We start from the raw sequence: 19,688 nt of genomic DNA on the forward strand, positions 1-19,688 counted from the left end.
CGTGCCCTGCGTGGTCAGGACGCGAGGAACGGCTCCACCACGGCGAGGAAGTCACCAGTGCGTTCCCGGTGCACGAGATGCCCCGCGTCGATGGTCACCACCCGGGCGTCCGGGACGAGTCCGGCGAGGACGAGGATCTGGTCCTGCGGGATGAAGCTGGCCGGGCCACCGCCTATGAGCAGGGTGGGCGCGGTGATCCGCGCCATCCCGTCCCACCAGTCCGCGCCCGGCGTGTTGCGCTGCCGGTCGGTGGCCAGGATCATCTCCCAGTCGTACGGCAGCTCCCCCTCGGGCCGTTCGGCGGGTGGGCGCGGCGGGTCCAGCGGGATCGGCGCGGGGACGTCCTCCAGCACCAGGCGGCTTACCCGGCCGGGCTCGCGCTGGGCCAGCAGATACGCCACCGCGCCGCCCAGACTGTGGCCGATCACGACGGTCCGGCCGATCCCGAGCGCGTCGAGGAAGGCGCCCACGTCATCACGCATCGCCTCGTACGTGTACCCGCCGGACCATTCGCTGCGGCCGTGCCCGGGCAGATCGGGGGCGAGGACCCGGTGCCGGACCGCGAGGGCGGTGGCCACCTCGGCCCAGTCGCCGCCGTCGGCGCCCCGGCAGTGCAGCAGCAGGACCGGAGGCGCGGCCGGATCGCCCCAGGCCCGGTAGGCGAACGCAACGCCGCCCGCCCGTACGGTGATCGGTGTGCCGGGCGGCACCGTGTCGTGGATGGTCGCGTCGTGCATGATCCGCAACGTAACCGGGTTGCGCCTGGTCCGGTACCCCTCTCCGCGCTCGGCGCAGCCGTACGGCCGTCCGCGAACAGGGGTTGACGCGTGGGGCCCCCGGGGACCGCGGGCTCCGTTCAGGTCGCGCGGGTGCGGACGGCGAGCAGCGCGGCCACGGCGCAGGGGACGAGCAGCAGCACGAACGCGGCGCGGTAGCCCCCGTGGCCGCTGGAGCCGGCCCCGAGGAAAGCGTTGAACACACCGGAGCCGAGTGCCAGTACCGTCACCTGTCCGAGGTTCTGGCTGGTCTGCATCGAGCTGCTGGCGTAGCCCTGACGGCCGCGTGGGCTGTGGGACAGCGCCAGCACGGTCAGGGACGGGGCGTACATGCCCATGCCGACGGCGGCGACGACCATCGCCGACGCGGCGACCGGATCGGGCGCCCCGGGCAGCGTTCCGACGGCCGCGACGGCTACCGCCACGCCCTGCACCAGGGCCCCGGCGACGACGAGCCGGTGGCGCGGGGCGCGTTCCAGCAGCCGTCCCTGTACCGCCGACGAGGCGGCCCAGGCGAGGGCGGCGCCGGTGAAGGCGAGGCCGATCACCAGGGGCGGCACCTCGCGTTCGGTGACGAGGAACAGCGGGACGAGGGCCTCCAGGGTGAAGAACACCCCCGAGCCCAGACCGCACAGCAGCACCGTGGCGGGGAGACCGCGGACGGCCCGCCAGGTGCCCCGGGGCAGCAGCCGGGGCGCGAACGCCACCAGCAGGGCGAGGCCGCCGACGGTGAACAGCAGATGCCGCGCGTCCCAGCCGGAGACGCCGTACTGACCCAGTGCGGCGCCGATGCTCACGGCGGCGGCGACCAGCAGCGCGGGGCGGGGCGTGCCGTCGGGCGGCGGGGCGGACTTCGCCCGCCAGGACGGGCCGCGCAGCAAAGCCACCACGGCGAGGGCGGGGACGAGGGTGAGCGCGGCGAGTCCGAGGAACACCGCGCGCCAGGACCAGGTCTCCGCCACGAGTCCCGCGAGCGGCGGTCCGACCAGGGAAGGGACGATCCAGCAGGTGCTCATCAGCGCGAGCGCGCGCGGCCGCAGCCGGTCCGGATAGGCCTGGCCGATGGCGGTGTTGGTGGCCACCGCGACCATCCCGGCGGCGAGTCCGTCGAGGAAGCGGCCGGCCGCCAGCTGCCAGATCGAGGTGCTGGCCCCGGACACCAGCAGGGTGACCACCGCCAGTGCCATGCCGAGGGCCAGCGGGCGGTGTGCCCCGGCCCTGTCCGCCCAGTGTCCGCCGAGGACCCCGCCGAGCAGGCTCGCGGCGACGAAACAGCCCGCGACCAGCGGGAAGAGGGACACCCCGTCGAGGTCCCGCGCGGCCGTCGGCAGTGTGGGCACCACCGCGAGGGCGGCGAGTCCGGTCAGGAACATCACCGCCGCGAACAGGGAGGTCGCGGCGGCGTACTCCCGCGAGAACAGCCCTTCGGCGGGGGCGGGCCGGTCCGGCACGGTCCCCCCGGCGGGGGCCTTGCCGGAGGGTTCGGGGGACGCCGTGGAGGAGCCGCCCGTCGAGCGTTTCGGATCATCGGTCACGAGCGGACAAGCTATGCGCGGCACTTGGCGTGTGCCACTGGTTTTCCACCCGGCCGACCTGACCAGCTCTGACCAGCCCCGGCGCGGGTCGGTCGGGTCGGTACGGACGACTCATGACAGCCTCCGGTCGGACCTGTGACGGCCCCGCACCCGCACCCGCACCCGCACCCGCACCCGACGGCTACGCCCCGTAACGGTCGCGCAGTTCCCGCTTGAGGACCTTGCCGCTCGCGTTGCGGGGGAGGGTGTCCGTGAAGACGACGCGCTTGGGGGCCTTGAAGGCGGGCAGGGCGTCCTTGGCGTGGGCGAGCAGTTCGTCCTCGGTGACCTCGGAGCCCGGGTGGCGGACCACGACGGCGGTGACGGCCTCGATCCAGCGCGCGTCGGGGAGCCCGATCACGGCCGCGTCCGCGACGGCCGGGTGCAGATACAGGGCGTCCTCCACCTGGCGGGAGGCGATCAGTACGCCACCGGAGTTGATGACGTCCTTCACCCGGTCCACGACGGTGAGCCGGCCCTCGTCGTCCCGGACGGCGAGGTCGCCCGAGCGGAACCAGCCGTCGCGGAACGCCTCGGCGGTCTCCTCGGGTTTGCCCCAGTACCCCTCGCACAGTTGCGGTGAGCGGTAGACCACCTCGCCGGGGGTGCCGTCGGGGACGTCCCGGCCGTCCTCGTCGACGACCCGGGCCTCGACGAACAGCACGGGCCGTCCGCAGGAGTCCATCCGTCCTTCGTGCTCGTCCGGTCCGAGGACGGTCGCGAGGGGGCCGATCTCGCTCTGGCCGAAGCAGTTGTAGAAGGCAAGGCCGGGGAGCCGGGCCCGGAGCCGTTCCAGCACGGGCACCGGCATGACGGACGCGCCGTAGTACGCCTTGCGCAGTCCGCCGAGGTCGCGGGTGGCGAAGTCTGGGCGGGCGGACAGCGCGACCCAGACCGTGGGCGGGGCGAACAGGCTGTCCGCGTGTCCGCTCTCGACGAGGTCGAGGATCGTGTCGGCGTCCGGCCGGTCGATGAGCCGGTTCTCGGCGCCGACGGCGAGGTAGGGCAGCAGGAACACATGGGTCTGCGCCGAGTGGTAGAGCGGCAGGGCGTGCACCGGCCGGTCGGCGGCGCGCAGGTCCAGGGCGTGGATCGCGCTCATATAGGCGTGGAGCAGGGCCCGGTGGGTCATCATCGCGCCCTTGGGCAGGGCCGTGGTGCCGGAGGTGTAGAGGAGCTGGACGAGATCCTCCGCGGCGGGCCCGGGTCCGGTGAAGGGCTCCGTGGTGGCGAGGGCGGCGAGCAGGGAGTCGTCGCTGTCCCGCAGCGCCAGGGTCCGGGTGCCGTCGGGCAGCCGGTCGGCCAGCGCGGGGTCGGTGAGTACCAGGCCGCTGCCCGACTGTTCGAGGAGGTAGGTGAGGTCGGCGCCGGTCAGCTGGTGGTTGACGGGTACGTGGACGAGTCCGGCGCGGGCCGCGGCGAGGAATCCGATGAGGTAGGCGTCCGAGTTGTGCCCGTAGGCGGCGACCCGGTCCCCCGGCCGCAGTCCGGTGGCGCGCAGGACGGCCGCCGCGCGGGACACGGCGTCGTCCAGCGCCGCGTAGGACCAGGTGCGGTCGCGGTAGTGCAGCGCCGGGCGGTCGGGGGTGCGTCGCGCACTGCGTCGCAGCACTCCGTCGACGGTGCTGTCGCGTCCGCTGTCCGGCGCCGGTGTGTGTACCTGCCCGTGTGCCTGCGCCTGTGCCTGCCCCTGTGCCTGTGCCGTCCGGTCGGCCGTCGGTGTCGCGCGGGTCGCCTCGTCCATGTCCGTGCCCTTTCCGAAGTCCTCTGCGGCGCGCTTCGCCTCCGCTGCCGAGACATACCGTCCGGCCGCGCGGGGAGCGGAGCCCCCGATACGTGTACCTCCCCGCGATACCCGGGCACCAGCCCCGGCGGTCGATCGGTCCATGACTGCCCTGGTGGAATCACCACTCAGCAAGTAACGTACTGCTTCATCATGAATGACGTACATAACTCAGCGCAGTTGGCCACCGACGACGCAGGATTCCTCTACAACCCAGGAGTACGCACCGCGATGACCGCGTTCACCCTCTCCGACGACACCGCGGCGCTGGAGGCCACGGCGGCGGTCCGCACCGCCGCACACGCCATCGAGCGGCTGCGGTCGCAAGGCGCGGGCGGGCGTGGTCTCAGCACCGGGGCGCTCGATGTCCTGGTCCGGCTCTCGAACGCACCCGAGGAGGGCCTGACCGTGGGCGATCTCGCCCAGGCTCTCCAGGTGACCTCCCGCAACATCACCGGGCTGGTCGACACCCTCGAACGCGACACCCTGGCGCGGCGTGTGCCGGACCCCCACGACCGCCGCTCGGTCCGCGTCACCATCACCTCCGGGGGCCGGGACTGGCTGGACGCCTTCCGGCAGCCCACCCGGCGCGCGATGGCCACCGTCTTCCGCGGCTTCAGCCCGGACGACCTCGTACAGCTGCGGCATCTGTGCCTGCGGCTGGCCGACAACCAGCAGCAGGTCGAGCGGTACATGAACGGCACCGCCGGGAGTGCCGGCACGGGCCCTCAGCCGCCGACGGCCTGAGACACCGGGCGGTCCTGGGCAGCCGGGGCCGGGGACCCGCGGTGAACCGCTCCGCCGCGCCCGGCGACGGGAGGCGGCGGGCGGCGGGCGGGGCGCGGCGCGCCGTGAGGCAGGGTTGACACACCTCCGGAGCGGCAACAGCCTTGCCTCGTTGATCGAGATCCCGAAAGGTTCTTTCAGGAGGGTTGATCATGGCCGCCGATCCGGGAAGGCACCCGGCAAGCGATCCCCGCACCACCCGACAGCCGTTGGCCGGTCCCCCACCGGGACCGCCGCACGACCCACCGCACCACCGACCGCACGACCCACCGGGCGGCCCGCCCGGCGACAGCCGCGGGGACCCCCGCGCGGAGGGGAGCGACGTGAGCAGACGCGGCCTCGGGGTCCGGGCCCTCGCCCTGGGCGGGGCACTGGCGCTCGTGCCCTTCGCGGCGGGACCCGCGAGCGCCACCCGCGCCGCCACCGGCCCCGGCCGGGACTCCCGACCCCCGACGCTGCGCCGGGGCACCCCCGAGCGGGCCGGACTCCTCGCCGGTCATCTGCGGCAACTCGTCGCCGACGCCGAACGGTTCCTCGCCCCGTCGCCCCGGCACCCCTGGTACGCGGGGGCCGTCCTGCTCGCCGGGCGCGGCGGCACGGTGGCCCTGCACCAGCCGATCGGGATGGCGGTGCGCTACTCGGCGTACGACGAGAGCACCGACACAGGGGTCGAGTTCCCGCCGGAGGAGCAGATCCCGATGACTCGGGACACCGTCTTCGATCTGGCGTCGGTCTCCAAGCTGTTCACCGCGATCCTCGCCGTGCAGCAGATCGAACGGGGCGCACTGGAACTGGCGTCGCCCGCCGCCGCGTATCTGCCGGAGTTCGCGGCGGCCGGGAAACAGGACATCACGGTACGTCAGCTCCTCACCCATACCTCGGGGCTGCGTTCCTGGCTGCCGCTGCACGCCGAAGCCACCCACGAGGCGCGGCTGCGCCGGCTGTGGAACGAGGCGCCCCTGCACCCGCCGGGCAGCACGTACCTCTACTCGGACCTCAATCTGATCACGCTCCAGCTCATCCTGGAACGGCTCACCGGCCGCACTCTGGACGTCCTGCTGCACGACGAGATCACCGGGCCGCTCGGGCTGCGCCGCACCCGGTTCAACCCGCCCGCGGCGTGGAAGCCCCGGATCGCCGCGACCGAGGACGCCCGCAAGCCGTGGTCCGGTCTTGAGCGGGGACTGGTGTGGGGCGAGGTCCACGACGAGAACGCCTACGCGTTCGGCGGGGTCGCCGGGCACGCGGGGGTCTTCTCCTGCGCGTGGGACCTCGCCGTGCTGGGCCGCACCCTGCTGAACGGCGGGTCGTACGGACGGACCCGGGTGCTGCGGCCGGAGTCGGTGGAACTGATGTTCACCGACTTCAACACCGCGCACCCCGGTGACGAGCACGGGCTCGGCTTCGAGCTCTACCAGCACTGGTACATGGGCGCGATGGCGACGCCCCGGACGGCCGGTCACACCGGGTTCACCGGCACCTCGCTGGTCCTCGACCCGACGACGGACTCGTTCCTGGTGGTCCTCGGCAACTCGGTGCACCCGGTGCGCGGCTGGCGGTCCGGTTCGGCGCCCCGGGCCACCGCCGCGAACCATCTCGCCCGCGCGGTACCGGTACGTCCGCCCCGGGCCGCCGCCGCCTGGTACGGCGGTATGGCGCACGGCACCGACGCCACCCTGACCCTGCCCGCGCTGACGCCCACCGGTGAACGGGCCCTGCTCCGCGGCGACCTGTGGTGGGACACCGAGCCGCGTGCGGACGCCGTCCTCCTGGAGGCGTCCACCGACGACGGTGCCACCTGGAGCCCGGTGCCGTTCCGTACGGAGCGCCCCGGGGCGCCCGCGCGGGAGCATCCGGAGGGCTCCGCGTCCGGCTTCTCCCACCGGGCCTGGCACCGGGTGAGCGCGCCGCTCGGCCCATGGCGCGGAGCGTCGGTGCTGCTGCGCTGGCGCTGTACGACCGACTCGGCCTCGGTGGGGCGGGGGGTGTACGTGACGGGGCTGCGGGTGGACGACGGTCGGCGCCGCCTGTTCGACGAACAACGGCCGCGCGACGCCGCCCGGTTGCTCGTACGGGGCTGGACCCGGTCGGACGACTGAGCGGGGGCGGCCCGTGTCGGCCCGCGCCCACGACCGACCCGCGATGGTCGACCGAAGGGCGCGACGGACGGCCGGATCGGCGCACCGCCGGATCGGCGGCGTGCCGGATCGGCGGCGTGCCGGGGACCGAGGCGGCGGTGGACGCGGGGCGGAAGAGGGGCCGGTCGGACGGGGTGCGGTCGGACGAGGGCCGGCAGGGTGCGGTCAGGCGGGGCGTTCCAGGACCGCCATGGCCGCGTTGTGGCCGGGCACCCCGCTGACCCCTCCCCCACGGACGGCGCCCGCGCCGCACAGCAGGACGGGTTCATGGGCGGTCTCCACCCCCCAGCGGCCGATGCCCTCCCGCGCGTAGGGGAAGGCGAGGTCGCGGTGGAAGATGTTGCCGCCGGGCAGCCGCAGATCGGCCTCCAGGTCGAGCGGGGTCCTCGCCTCGACGCAGGGACGTCCGTCCGCGTCGGTGGCGAGACAGTCCGCGAGCGGTTCCGCGAGATGGGCGTCGAGTTGGGCGAGGGTCGCGGCGAGCACCTCGGCGCGGGTCGCGGTGTTGTCCGCGCGGAACAGCCGCGCGGGGGTGTGCAGTCCGAAGAGGGTGAGGGTCTGGTAGCCGCGGCGGACCAGGTCGGGCGCGAGGATCGTGGGGTCGGTCAGGGAGTGGCAGTAGATCTCCGACGGCGGTGCGGAAGGCACCGAGCCCGCCGCGGCCTCGGCGTACGCGGTCGCCAGCGCGTCGTACCCCTCGGCGACGTGGAACGTCCCGGCGAACGCCTCGCGGGGGTCCACGGTGGTGTCCCGCAGCCGGGGCAGCCGGGTCAGCAGCATGTTCACCTTGAACTGGGCGCCTTCGGCGGGCTCGGGGGGTTCCTCGTCGAGGAGCGCGGCGAGTGCTTCGGGCGACGCGTTGACGAGGACGTGCCGCGCGCCCACCCGTACTGTGTCGTCGCCCGTGCCCGTGCGGAACTCCACCTCGGCGGCGCGGGTGCCGGGGGTGATCCGGGTGACCTCGTGTCCGGTGCGGATCTCCGCCCCGGCGGCGCGGGCCGCGTCCGCGAGGGCGTCGGTCAGGGCGCCCATCCCGCCGACGGGCACGTTCCAGTCGCCGGTGCCGCCGCCGATCACGTGGTAGAGGAAGCACGCGTTCTGCCGCAGTGACGGGTCATGGGCGTCCGCGAACGTCCCGATCAGCGCGTCCGTCAGCACCACCCCGCGCACCAGGTCGTCGTGGAAGCGCTCCTCGACGGCGGCCCCGATCGGTTCCTCGAACAGGGCGCGCCAGGCGGTGTCGTCGTCGATCCGGCGGCGCAGTTGCGCGCGGGTGGGCAGCGGTTCGGTGAGGGTCGGGAAGACGCGCCGCGCGACCCGCCCGGTCAGCGCCTGGAACTCCTCCCACGCCGCGTACTCGCGTCCGCCCCCGGTGAGCCGCTCGAACGAGGCGCGGGTGCGGGCCCGTCCGCCGCCGACGAGCAGCCCGGTGGCCCGGCCGCCGCGTTCGGCGGGGGTGTACGAGGAAACGGACCGCTCCCGGACCGCGAACCGCAGCCCCAGATCGTCGACGATCTTCCGCGGCAGCAGGCTCACCAGGTACGAGTAGCGCGACAGCCGGGCGTCTACCCCCGGGAACGGGCGGGCGGACACGGCCGCGCCGCCGGTGACGGCCAGTCGTTCCAGGACGAGGACGCGGCGCCCCGCGCGGGCGAGATAGGCGGCGGCGGTGAGGCCGTTGTGTCCACCGCCGACGATCACGGCGTCGTACGAGGCAGGAGCGGGCATGGTCCTTCGTAACACGCGTGCGGCCGGGCGGCCAGTGTCCGTGGCCGCCCGGTCGCTGTCGGTCCGGGGGCGGCCGGGTGGTGCGGTGGGCGCCGTCCGGGCCGTGGGGCGGCCGGGTGGTGCGGTGAGGAGCGCCGTGCGGGCCGGGGTCAGGCGGTGGTGCCGTGGCGCAGTGCGGCGACCCGGCGGTAGAGCTCGACGGCCTCCGCGCCCCGTCCGAGCTGTTCGAGGCAGTGGGCCTCGTCGTTGCGGCTGGCGAGGGTGTCGGGGTGGCCGGGTCCGAGGACCTCGTCCCGGGCGGCGGCCACCGCGCGGTACTCGACGAGGGCGTCCTCCCAGCGGCCGAGCCAGCCGAGCCCCACGGCGACCTCCCGGCGGCTGACCAGGGTGTCCGGATGGTGTGCGCCGAGGACGTGTTCCCGGGCCGCGCACACCTCGCGTGCCTCGGTGAGTGCCTCGTCCCAGCGGCCGAGGCGGCCGAGGTTGACGCCGAGGCCGTGCCGGGCCCGCAGGGTCTCGGGGTCGGCGGCGCCCTGGACCCGGGCCCGGTCGGCGGCCAGGGCCCGGTACAGCTCCAGGGCCAGGGCGCTGTGCCCGAGGCGGCCGAGGCTGATCCCCACCTCGTAGCGGGCGGCGAGGGTGTCGGGGTGGTCGGCGCCCAGGGAGCGGGCGCGGGCCTGCGCGACCTCGCGATAGGTGTCCAGCGCCTCCTGCCAGCGGCCGAGCTGGCCGAGCGCGTAGGCGACCTCGTAGCGGGTGACCAGGGTGTCCGGGTGGTCGGCGCCGAGGACCCGGGCGCGTGCGGCGGCGACCTCGCGGGCGATCCGGTGGGAGTCCTCCAGCCGCCCGAGGCGGCTGAGGTTGAAGGCGAGGTTGTGGCGGCAGCGCAGGGTGTCGGGGTGGTCGGCGCCCATGGTGCGTTCCCGGTCGGCGAGGACGGCCGTGTACACCTGATGGGCCTCGAAGTGGCGGCCGAGCTGCCCGAGGACGTACGCGGTCTCCCGCCGGGCGGCGAGCGTGTCGGGATGCCCGGGGCCGAGAACGCGTTCGCGGCCCTCGGCGACCTCGCCGTAGGCACGCAGCGCGTCGGTGGCGCGGCCGGTGCGGCTGAGGGTGAACGCGACCTCGTAGCGGCTGGCGAGGGTGTCGGGGTGGTCGGGACCGAGCGCGTGCTCGCGTTCGGCGGCGACCGCCCGGTGCACCTCACCGGCCTCGGTCCAGCGTCCGAGCCGGCCGAGGCTCAGTCCGGCGTTGTGCCGGGAGACCAGGACGGCGACGGTCTCCGGGGCGGGGGCCGGCCGTTCGGGCGCGAGGACGGGTCCGGTGCGGCGGCTGTCCGCGCGGGGTGTCCACTCCCCCGTCAGTCCGGCGGCCGGATCGGGCACGGTGGCCCGTACGGGGCCGACGGTGGCCTTGCGGCCGGTGGTCATGCCCCGGGTCCAGGACGGCAGCCTGGTCCCGCGCGGGGTGTCCGGACCGCCGTGGGACGCGGCCGGTACGGGCGGGCGGTGGGCCAGGGCGCGGCCCGCGGTGAGTCTGCGGCCCAGTTCGCGGGCGTCGCGGGGGCGTCCGGCGGGTTCCTTCGCGAGGAGGTCCAGGACGATCGTCTCGAAGTAGCCGGGCAGTTCGGCGCGGTGCCGGCGCGGTGGCCGGGGCGGGGTGTCCCGGTGGCCGACGAGGACGGCCCAGGCGTCGTCGAGGTCGAACGGCGGTGCGCCGGTGGCGATCTCGTAGAGGACGCAGCCGAACGAGTACAGGTCGCTGCGCTGGTCGACCTCGGAGCCGCCGATCTGCTCGGGGGACATGTAGTGCGGGGTGCCCATGGCGACGCCGGTACCGGTGAGCCGTGAGGTGAAGCCGACGTCGTGGCCGAAGCGGGCGATGCCGAAGTCGCAGATCTTCACGGTGCCGTCAGCCAGCCGCATGATGTTGGCGGGCTTGAGGTCCCGGTGCACGATGCCCTGTTCATGGGTGTACGCGAGGGCCGACGACACCTGTTCCGCGATGTCGACGACGTCGTCGACGGGCAGCGGACGCTGTTTGTTGTCCTCCAGGAGCTGGCTGAGGTTGCGTCCCTCCAGGAGTTCCATCACGAGGAACAGCACCCCGTCGGACTCACCGAAGTCATGGACGACGGTGACGCCGCGGTGCTGGAGCCCGGCGGCGACCCGCGCCTCACGCCGGAACCGCTCCCTGAGCACCCGTACCAGTGACTCGTCGTGCTGCGGTCCGAGCGGTTTGAGGCACTTCACGGCCACTCCCCGGCCCAGCGACTCGTCCTTGGCCCGCCACACCTCGCCCATGCCGCCCCGCCCGATCACATCGAGCAGCCGGTAGCGGCCCTGGATCAGTCTGGTGTCGGTCATCTCCCGTCGTCGCCCCCGTCGTCACCGCTCAGTGCCCTCCCCGGGCCCGTCCAGTATGGCTACCCCCGCCCCCGGTGTGTACGGGGCGGGACGGCTCCCGGGGCCGAGCCGTGACATGGCGCGGGGGATCCGCCTGGGCGGGGGCCGCGCGGGAGCGGGGACTACCCCGCCCTCGCCCACCCGCAGCCCCCACCCCGGCCGCCCTTGAACGGCCTCGTACCGGTGCGTAGGATCGCTGGGCACCCGGCCGATGAAACGTTTCATCCGACCGTCGGCCGTCTTCCGCCCGCGTTCACCGCACCCCGAGGATCTCCGATGGCCCATGACCGGAACCCCGACGGCGTCCCTCCCGCGCGGGACCCGGACGCACCGGGGCACAGCGCGTCGGACGGGCCGCTGCGGATCGTCCGCACCACCGTCGAGCACACGGAGAACCTGCTCGGTACGGATGTGCGGCGGCCCCGGCTCGGCTGGGAGCTGTCGGCCGAAGGGCAGCGGGGGGCGCGGCAGTCCGCGTACCAGGTGCGGGTGGCCCGTTCCGCCGCCGCGCTCGGGGACGGGCTCCGGACCGTCTGGGACTCCGGGCGGGTCGCGTCGGAACGTACCTTCGGGGTGCCGTACGACGGTCCCGGGCTGGAGGCCCGGACGCGCTACCACTGGCAGGTCAGGGTGTGGGACGGGGCCGGGCGGGTCTCGCGGTGGAGCGCGGTGCGCTGGTGGGAGACCGCGCTGCCGTCCGACGGGTGGCACGGGCACTGGATCGGGGCCGGACCGGCGGGCGGTAGCGGCGACGGGGAGGTGACGGCCCGTCCGGCGCCGCTGCTGCGGCGGGAGTTCACGGTCGGGGCGCCGGTGGCCCGCGCCCGGCTGTACATCAGCGGGCTGGCCTACTACGAGGCGGAGATCAACGGGCGGCGGGTGGGCGAACAGGTCCTCGACCCGGGGTTCACCGACTACGACGCGACGGTCCTCTACGCGGTCCACGACATCACCGGGCTGATCCGTCCGGGCGGCAACGCCATCGGGGTCACCCTCGGGCGGGGCTTCTTCGGGATGACGACACCGAACGTCTGGAACTGGCACCGGCCCCCGTGGCACGGCGAACCCCGACTGCTCGCCCAGCTGGAGATCGACCACCCCGACGGCACCCGGACCCTGGTCGCCACGGACGGGTCCTGGCGGATCACCGAGGGCCCCACGCGTACGGACTGCCTCTACGCGGGCGAGACGTACGACGCGCGGCTCGCGCCCGGCGGATGGTCGCTGCCCGGCTTCGACGACAGCGCGTGGTCGCCCGCCGGGCGGCGCCGCGCCCCCCTGGGGACCGTACGGGCGCAGCCGCACGAGCCGATCGAGGTGACCGGGACCGTGGAGCCCGTGGCCGTACGGGAGACACCCGGAGGGAGTCACGTCGTCGATCTGGGCCGCACCCTCGCGGGCTGGTCCCGGCTCACGGTCCGGGCCCCGGCCGGGACCGTGGTGCGGCTGACGTACGGCGAGAAACTCCACGACGACGGCACGGTGTTCGCGCGGACCGAGCATGTGCCGGGGCGGTTCCAGCGGGACGAGTACGTGTGCGCGGGAACGGGCGGCGACGAGGTGTGGGAGCCGCGCTTCTCGTACAAGGGCTTCCGGTACGTCGAGGTGAGCGGGGTGCCCCCGCTGCGGGGCCGGTGGTCGGTCGTGGGGCGCGAGGTGCGCACCCCGGTCGCGGAGGTGAGCGGGTTCCGCTGCTCGGAGGAGTTCTACGAACAGCTGGACCGGGCGATGCGGCGGACGGTCCGCAGCAATCTGCACGGCATCCCGACCGACACCCCGATGTACGAGAAGAACGGCTGGACCGGCGACGCGCAGCTCGGCGTACCGGTGATGACGTACGCGTTCGGCACGCACCGGCTGCTGGCGAAGTGGCTCGGGGACCTGCGGGACAGTCAGCGTCCCGACGGGCAGCTCCCGGTGATCGTGCCGAGCGGGGGCTGGGGGTACGAGGATCTGGCGCCGTCGCCGGAGTGGACGACGGTGTACCCCTTCCTGGTGCGGGAGATGTACCGGGTGTACGGCGACGAGCGGGCGGTGCGGGAGCACTGGAGGCCGGTGACGCGCTACCTCGACTGGGAGATCGCCCGGCTGCGCGACGGGCTCGCCGTCACCGAACTGGGCGACTATCTCGCGCCCGGGTACGGGGGCAATCCGCCGGAGGACACCCGGCTGACGGCGACGGCCTATCTGTACCGGGCGCTGCTCGCCACCGCCGAACTCGCCGGTCTGGTGGACGATCTGGACGCCCCGGACCAGGACGCGACAGCGGCCCGCTACCGGCGCACCGCCCATGAGCTGCGGGAGGCGTTCAACGCGGCCTTCCTCGGCCCGGCCGGCCACTACCGCACGGACCGTGACCCGGGCTACCGGCAGACCAGCAACTGCGTCCCGCTGGCGTTCGGTCTGGTGCCCCCGCACGCCCGGGAGTCGGTGACCGCGTCGCTGGTCGCGGACATCGCGGCCCGGGGCGGCCATCTCGACACGGGCGCGCTCGGCACCAGCGTCCTGCTGCCGCAGCTCAGCGAGCGGGGGCATCCGGAGGTCGCGCACACCCTCGCGACCCGGCGGACGTACCCGAGTTGGGGGTACTGGTTCGAGCGGGGCGCGGACACCATGTGGGAGATGTGGCAGGCCGATTCACGCTCCCGCGCCCACTACTTCCAGGGGACGGTGGCGCAGTGGCTGTACGAGAACGTGGCCGGGCTGCGCCCCGGGGACGCGGGGTACGGCTCCTTCGTGGTGCGGCCGGACGGGCGCGCGGGGGTGGAGTGGGCCCGGACCTCGATCCGGACGGTACGGGGTGAGGCGGGTGTGGAGTGGTCGGGCGGGTCCGGTGCGGAGCCGTTCCGGATGAGTGTGCGGGTGCCGGTGGGGGCGACGGCGGAGGTGCATGTGCCGATGGGTCCGGGTCCGGGGACGGTGGCCGTGTCGGCGCACCCCGACGCGCGGTGGGTACGGGTGGAACGGGGGTTCCAGGTGTTCCGGGTGCCGCAGGGGCGATGGGCGTTCACGGCGGGGTGATCCCGCCCGCTGAGGGTTCCCCCGGACACCCGCCGCCCGGCACCCGGCACCCGGCCACCGGCCACCGGCCACCAGCCACCAGCCACCGGCCACCGGCCACCGGCACCCGCTTACCCGGTCCCGCCCCCGGCGTCAGGGCCCCGCGTCGGCGCCGGTCCCCAGACGTACCGCCAGCCCGTCGAGCACGACATCCAGCTTGCGCCACAGATGCTCCCGGGGCGCGCTCGCGATGCGTTCGACGGCGCCGCGTACCTCGGGGGTGTACAGGGCGAGGGAGTCGGTGATGGCGGTGGAGCGGCGTTCAGGGGCGGCGGGGTCGCGGAGCCGGAGGGTCTGGGTGGCGCCGTCGTGGATGAGGTCGACGACCGCGTCCACGGCGAGCACCGCCTCGTCGAGGGTGAATCCGAGACCGGTCAGATCGCGGACCAGGCGTTCGAAGCGGAGGGTGGCGGCGCCGACGAGTCCGGTGTGGTGCTCGGGGACGAGCCCGGCGTAGCGGATCAGCAGCTCGAAGCGGGTGGCCGCCTCCGTCTCCAGATAGCGGCGCCAGCCGAGTGCGGGCGAGGGCAGCGGCGCGGCCCGGAAGACGGTCTCCAGCGCGGCGCCGATCAGGTCGTCCAGACTGTCGACATAGCGATAGAGGCTCGCCGGAGCGGCGTTCAGGGCGGTGGCGACAGCCTGCACGGAGACCTGTTCGATGCCGAGTTCGACGGCGGCTCCGATGATCTTCTCCCGGCTGAGGCGGGGTTTGGGGCCGGGTCGGCGGCCGGGGCGCGGGGAGGTCTCGGACGGCACCACGCGAGGGTATCGCCCGCCGGGCGCCCGCGCCGAACCGGCCGTCGCACGTCAGCGCCGTGATCGTCATGTCCCGGGCGGGCGCGGCCCGATGACGGCCGGTACCGGCCGGACACAATTGCGAATTGGCTTCACCATTAAGTAAGGTGCCCCTAACTTCACGAGAGGGGGCGCCGTGCTGCACGCGGTGAGCGGTGCGCTGCGCCGGGCCGGAGCGGTCCGCGGCGGGGCCGGCAAGGAGGCGTTCGCCGAACTGACCGCGCCGGTGGCGGGACGGCTGCGGGCGGCGGTGGCGCTCCAGGGGGTGGCGACCGCCGTCGGGCTGGTGCCGTTCCTCGGGATCTGGGCGATCGCGGAGGCGGCCCTCGACGGCCGGGCGACCCGGCAGCGGATCTGGGCCTGGGTCGCGGTCGTCGTGGCGAGCGCCGTGGTCGCCTGCGCGGTACGGCTGGCGGCGTACGCGATCAGCCACCGGGCGGATCTCGTGGTCGCCGACTCGGTACGGCGGCGGATCGCGGACCATCTGTCGCGGGTGCCGCTCGGCTGGTTCACCTCCGGGGCGGCGAGCCGGGGCCTGGACGCGCTCCACAACGACGTGGGGGATCTGCATCCGGCCATCGCGCACGGCAGGCTCGACGTCGCCGCGTCGGTGGTCGCGCCGGTCGCGGCGTACGGCTGGCTGCTGTGCGCGGACTGGCGGCTCGCGCTGGTGGTGGCCGTCCCCGTCGGCGCGTCGTTCGTCCTGTACGTCCGGGCGCTGTCCGGGGCCGAGGAGCGGATGCGGCTGGTGCCGCTGGGGATGCTCGCGGTGAGCGGCGCGGTCACCGCGCTGGTACGGGATCTGCCCACGCTGCGGGTGCTCGGCGGCCCGGGTGCTCGGCGCCCCGAGGCGGCGGCGCTTCGCGCGGCCGACCGGTTGCGCGACGGGCTGCGGACCGCGGTCGCCGAACAGGAATCGCGCGGGGCGCGGGCGAACGCCCTGATCTCGCCGGTCGTCACCCTGACGCTGGTGCTGGCCGTCGGCACCTGGTTCGTGTCCGCCGGGTGGGCCGCCGCCGTGGATCTGCTGCCGTTCCTGCTGCTCGCCGTGACCGTGTCCGGGGTGCACCGGATCGCGGAGACGGGCAGTTCGCTGCGGCTCGCGTACGCGGCGGCCGGGCGGCTGCGCGCGATCCTCGATCTGCCGACGCTGCCGGAGAGCGGCGCGCCCCGCGAACCGGACGGACACCGGGTGGAACTGACGGGGGTGGGGTTCGCGCACGAGCCGGGCACGCCGGTGCTGGAGGGGGTGGACCTGACGCTGGCGCCGGGGACGATGACCGCCCTGGTCGGTCCGTCCGGCGCGGGCAAGTCGACCCTGGCGGCCCTCGTCGCCCGGTTCCACGACCCGGACACCGGGTCGGTGCGGCTCGGCGGGGTCGATCTGCGGGACCTCGCGGGCCACACCCTGTACCGGCGGGTGGGGTTCGTGCTCCAGGACTCGGTCCTGCTGCGGACCTCGCTGCGGGACAACATCCGGCTCGCCGTGCCGGACGCCGGCGACGCGGCGGTGGCCGCGGCGGCCCGCGCGGCGGGTGTCCATGAGCGGATTCTCGCGCTGCCCCGGGGCTATGACTCGGTGGCCGGTGAGGACGCGCGGCTGTCCGGCGGGGAGCGGCAGCGGGTCGCGATCGCGCGGGCGCTGCTCGCCGACCCGCCGGTGCTGGTGCTCGACGAGCCGACCGCGCATGTGGACCCCGAGTCGGAGGCGGCGATCCAGACGGCGCTGTCCCGGCTGGCGGCCGGGCGTACGGTCCTGGTGGTCGCCCACCGGCTGTCGACGGTGACCCGCGCCGATCAGATCGTCGTCCTGGACCGGGGCCGGATCGTCCAGCGGGGCCGCCACGCGGAGCTCCTCGCGCGCGGTGGGGTGTACCGGGAACTGTGGCGGGCTCTTGAGGGCGATCCGCCGGCCGGGCCGGTCCCCGCGGCCGGCCGTCCCGCGTCCGTCACGGCCACGGGCGGGGTGACCCGGTGATCCGCGACCTGTTCGCCGTCCTCGACGCGCGGTCCGCCCGGGCCAACCGCCGCCAGCTGGCGCGGATCACCGTCCTCGCACTGCTGGAGGGCCTGTCGTACGGGCTCGCGCTGCCGGTCCTCGCGGCGCTGCTGCGCGGCGACACGGCCGGGGCCGGCCGCTGGCTGGCCGTGCTCGCGGGAGTGACCGTCCTGACGATGCTGGCACGCCGGCGTCAGATCACCCGGGGCGCGGCGACCGCGATCGGGACGATTCACGCGCTCCAGCGGCGGCTCGTCTCGCATCTGGCCGTACTGCCCGTCGATTGGTTCACGGCGCGCCGGTCGGCGGCGCTGCCGCAGATCGTCACGGCCGGGGCCATCGGCGCCGGGCGCGGGGTGCCGTACCAGTTCATCTCGCTGGTGGGCGGGGTGGTGACCCCGGCCGTGGTGCTGGGGGTGGCGGCGCTGGTGGACTGGCGGCCCGCCCTGGTGATGCTGCTGACCGCGCCGCTGCTGTACGCGGTGCACCGGCGGACGACGGCGGTGGTGGACCGGGTCGAGGAGCGGACCCACGCGGCGGACGCGGAGGCGTCGGCGCGGGTGGTGGAGTTCGCCGAGGCGCAGGCCACCTTGCGGGCGTCGGGCAGCGAGGGGCTGGGCCGGGCGCTGCTGACCGACGCGCTGGACGCGGCGGGGGCGGCGCGGCGGGCCGATGTGCGGCGGGAGATCACGGCCCGGGTCGGTTTCGGGGTGGCCGTGCATCTCGCGGTCGGCGCGGTGGTCGCGGCGGTGGCGTGGCTGCTGCTGCGTGAGCCGTCGGACAGCGCGCTGCTGGTGGCGCTGCTGGTGCTGGCGGTGCGGTTCGCGGAGCCGGTCTCGGCCCTCGGGGACGTGGCGCGGGACATGCGCTCGGGCCGTAAGCAGGTGGCGCGGATCGGTGAGTTGCTGGCGGCCGGGCCGCTGCCCGTGCCGGACGAGCCGCTCGGGCTGCCGGACGGCGGACTCGATCTGGAGTTCCGGGCCGTCGGTCTCGCCCACGGGGAGCGGAGCGTCCTGGACGGGTTCACCCTGCGGGTCCCGGCGGGGACGACGACGGCGCTGGTGGGGCCGTCGGGCGCGGGCAAGACGACCGCGCTGCGGCTGGCGGCCCGGTTCGCCGACCCGGACACCGGACAGGTCCTCGTCGGCGGCACCGATGTACGCGACCTGGCGCCGGACACGCTGTACGGGGCGCTGTCGGTGGTGCTCCAGGACGTGGCGCTCACCGAGGGCACCGTGCGGGAGAACGTGCTCGCGGGGCGGCCGGACGCCGACGCGGAGCAGTTGGCGCGGGCCGCCGCGCTGGCCGGGGTGGACGAGATGGTGGCGCGGCTGCCGCGCGGCTGGGACACCCCGGTCGGGGACCGGGGCGCGGCGCTGTCGGGCGGTGAGCGGCAGCGGGTGGCGCTGGCGCGGGCCGCGCTGCGTCAGGGGCGGGTGGTGCTCCTCGACGAGGCGACGTCCGCGCTGGACCCGGTCAGCGAACGGATCGTCGCGCGCTGGGTCGCGGGGCTCGCGGGCCGGGCGACGCTGCTGGTGGTCGCCCATCAGCTGCACACCATCGCGTCCGCCGACCAGATCGTCGTCCTCGGTGACGACCCCGCGGGCCGGGTGGTGGAACGCGGTACGCACGACGAACTGCTGGCTCTCGACGGACGGTACGCCCGGATGTGGCGGACCCGGTCCGCGGCCGAGGGCTGGCGGCTGGGCCCTGTGGAACAGCCCGATCCCCTGGAAGAGGAAGGTGCACTGTCATGATCTACGCCGAGCTGCGGGTGACCGCCGTGGCCGATGTCACCCCGGCCATGCGGAGGATCACGCTCAGCGGGGAGGGGCTGGCGGACTTCGTGCCGCTCGCCCCCGACCAGCAGATCAAGCTGTTCTTCGCCCGGGACGGCGGGGTGCCCCGGGTGCCGCCGCCGCCCGCCGACGGGGACGTCGCCACCTGGTACCAGCGGTATCTGGCGATCCCCGAGCCCGAACGGCCATGGATGCGGACCTACTCGGTGCGCCACCACCGGCCGGGGCGGCGGGAGATCGATGTGGACTTCGCGCTGCACGGGCCGGGCGGCGGCGAAGGCCCCGCGTCCCGCTGGGCGTTCACGGCGCGGCCCGGCGCGGTGGTGGGGCTGGTCGGCCCGGCGGCCAGCACCCTGCGCAGAGCGGATGCCCCGGACTGGCGGCTGTTCGCCGGTGACGAGACGGCGCTGCCGGCCATCGGGGCCCTCGTCGAGTCGCTGGAACCGGGCGCGCGGGCGCTGGTGTTCGCGGAGGTCGCGGGGCCCGGTGAGGAGCAGGGCTGGACGAGCGCGGGTCTGGTGGAGACGCACTGGCTGCACCGGGGTCCGGTCGCGCCGGGCCGGTCCACGGCACTGGTGGACGCGTTGCGCGCGGCCCCGTTCCCGTCCGGTGAGGTCTTCGCCTGGGTGGCCGGGGAGGCGTCGGCGGTTCGCGCGGTCCGCCGTCATCTGGTGAACGAGCGGGGCATCGACAAACGTCAGGTCGCCTTCACCGGCTACTGGCGGCTGCGGCTCGCCCAGGACGACGCGCCGACCGCCGAGGACGCGGCCGACCGGACGGAGGCCCTGGCGGATCTCGCCGAGGCCCAGGCCCGGCAGGGCGCCTGACCCGCGTTCCAGGGGCCG

At 74.9% G+C, this 19,688-nt stretch carries 12 protein-coding genes; 6 read left to right on the top strand and 6 right to left on the bottom strand.

Translation table 11 applies throughout. The features are described 5' to 3' along the window. Positions 1-14: 14 nt before the first annotated feature. The 3 genes from OG711_RS03625 to OG711_RS03635 all read right to left on the bottom strand — a co-directional run bounded on the left by OG711_RS03625 (position 15) and on the right by OG711_RS03635 (position 4,094). On the bottom strand, positions 15-737 hold the full coding sequence (locus OG711_RS03625; RefSeq protein ID WP_329558361.1) for an alpha/beta fold hydrolase: 723 nt from the start codon (positions 735-737) through the stop codon (positions 15-17). Positions 738-856: 119 nt separating this feature from the next. Next, the gene (locus OG711_RS03630) at positions 857-2,149 is read right to left on the bottom strand and encodes an MFS transporter (protein WP_399503975.1); all 1,293 of its coding nucleotides are present in this window, start codon (positions 2,147-2,149) and stop codon (positions 857-859) included. 343 nt (positions 2,150-2,492) lie between these two features. After that, on the bottom strand, positions 2,493-4,094 hold the full coding sequence (locus tag OG711_RS03635) for a fatty acyl-CoA synthetase (RefSeq protein WP_329558362.1): 1,602 nt from the start codon (positions 4,092-4,094) through the stop codon (positions 2,493-2,495). A gap of 192 nt (positions 4,095-4,286) precedes the next feature. Here OG711_RS03635 and OG711_RS03640 point away from each other — a divergent pair, with 192 nt between their 5' ends. Together OG711_RS03640 and OG711_RS03645 are read left to right on the top strand one after the other, a co-directional pair. Continuing rightward, on the top strand, positions 4,287-4,880 hold the full coding sequence (locus OG711_RS03640; RefSeq protein WP_266505267.1) for a MarR family winged helix-turn-helix transcriptional regulator: 594 nt from the start codon (positions 4,287-4,289) through the stop codon (positions 4,878-4,880). A gap of 362 nt (positions 4,881-5,242) precedes the next feature. Next, the gene (locus OG711_RS03645; protein WP_329558363.1) at positions 5,243-7,018 is read left to right on the top strand and encodes a serine hydrolase; all 1,776 of its coding nucleotides are present in this window, start codon (positions 5,243-5,245) and stop codon (positions 7,016-7,018) included. A gap of 204 nt (positions 7,019-7,222) precedes the next feature. Here the strand turns inward: OG711_RS03645 and OG711_RS03650 are convergent, their stop codons facing one another. Both OG711_RS03650 and OG711_RS03655 read right to left on the bottom strand, forming a co-directional pair. Next, positions 7,223-8,785, bottom strand: a complete 1,563-nt coding sequence (locus tag OG711_RS03650; protein ID WP_329558364.1) for a phytoene desaturase family protein — start codon at positions 8,783-8,785, stop codon at positions 7,223-7,225. Between the two features lie 149 nt (positions 8,786-8,934). Then, the gene (locus OG711_RS03655; RefSeq protein ID WP_329558365.1) at positions 8,935-11,151 is read right to left on the bottom strand and encodes a serine/threonine-protein kinase; all 2,217 of its coding nucleotides are present in this window, start codon (positions 11,149-11,151) and stop codon (positions 8,935-8,937) included. Between the two features lie 315 nt (positions 11,152-11,466). Here OG711_RS03655 and OG711_RS03660 point away from each other — a divergent pair, with 315 nt between their 5' ends. Then, positions 11,467-14,211 (top strand): family 78 glycoside hydrolase catalytic domain, encoded by a 2,745-nt coding sequence (locus OG711_RS03660; RefSeq protein ID WP_329558366.1) that lies wholly within the window; start codon positions 11,467-11,469, stop codon positions 14,209-14,211. A gap of 132 nt (positions 14,212-14,343) precedes the next feature. Here OG711_RS03660 and OG711_RS03665 read toward each other — a convergent pair whose 3' ends face one another. After that, the gene (locus OG711_RS03665) at positions 14,344-15,006 is read right to left on the bottom strand and encodes a TetR/AcrR family transcriptional regulator C-terminal domain-containing protein (RefSeq protein WP_329558367.1); all 663 of its coding nucleotides are present in this window, start codon (positions 15,004-15,006) and stop codon (positions 14,344-14,346) included. 175 nt (positions 15,007-15,181) lie between these two features. Between OG711_RS03665 and OG711_RS03670 the strand changes: the two genes are divergently transcribed. From OG711_RS03670 to OG711_RS03680, 3 genes are read left to right on the top strand one after another with little or no spacing between them, the layout of a single operon-like run. Continuing rightward, positions 15,182-17,023, top strand: coding sequence for an ABC transporter ATP-binding protein (locus OG711_RS03670; protein WP_329558368.1), 1,842 nt, complete (start codon positions 15,182-15,184; stop codon positions 17,021-17,023). Beyond that, entirely contained in the window at positions 17,020-18,801 is a 1,782-nt protein-coding gene (locus OG711_RS03675) for an ABC transporter ATP-binding protein (RefSeq protein WP_329558369.1), read from the top strand. The genes OG711_RS03670 and OG711_RS03675 overlap by 4 nt, the downstream gene beginning before the upstream one ends. Then, on the top strand, positions 18,798-19,670 hold the full coding sequence (locus OG711_RS03680) for a siderophore-interacting protein (RefSeq protein ID WP_073786363.1): 873 nt from the start codon (positions 18,798-18,800) through the stop codon (positions 19,668-19,670). Before OG711_RS03675 ends, OG711_RS03680 begins: the two co-directional genes overlap by 4 nt. Positions 19,671-19,688: the final 18 nt, after the last annotated feature.

The organism is Streptomyces uncialis, from assembly GCF_036250755.1.
Taxonomy (GTDB): Bacteria; Actinomycetota; Actinomycetes; order Streptomycetales; family Streptomycetaceae; genus Streptomyces; species Streptomyces uncialis.

Bases quoted from the DNA above. Each gene is read 5' to 3' on its own strand.
- OG711_RS03625 (WP_329558361.1), bottom strand. From the start codon at position 737: ATGCACGACGCGACCATCCACGACACGGTGCCGCCCGGCACACCGATC.
- OG711_RS03630 (WP_399503975.1), bottom strand. From the start codon at position 2,149: ATGTTCCTGACCGGACTCGCCGCCCTCGCGGTGGTGCCCACACTGCCG.
- OG711_RS03635 (WP_329558362.1), bottom strand. From the start codon at position 4,094: ATGGACGAGGCGACCCGCGCGACACCGACGGCCGACCGGACGGCACAG.
- OG711_RS03640 (WP_266505267.1), top strand. From the start codon at position 4,287: ATGAATGACGTACATAACTCAGCGCAGTTGGCCACCGACGACGCAGGA.
- OG711_RS03650 (WP_329558364.1), bottom strand. From the start codon at position 8,785: ATGCCCGCTCCTGCCTCGTACGACGCCGTGATCGTCGGCGGTGGACAC.
- OG711_RS03655 (WP_329558365.1), bottom strand. From the start codon at position 11,151: ATGACCGACACCAGACTGATCCAGGGCCGCTACCGGCTGCTCGATGTG.
- OG711_RS03660 (WP_329558366.1), top strand. From the start codon at position 11,467: ATGGCCCATGACCGGAACCCCGACGGCGTCCCTCCCGCGCGGGACCCG.
- OG711_RS03680 (WP_073786363.1), top strand. From the start codon at position 18,798: ATGATCTACGCCGAGCTGCGGGTGACCGCCGTGGCCGATGTCACCCCG.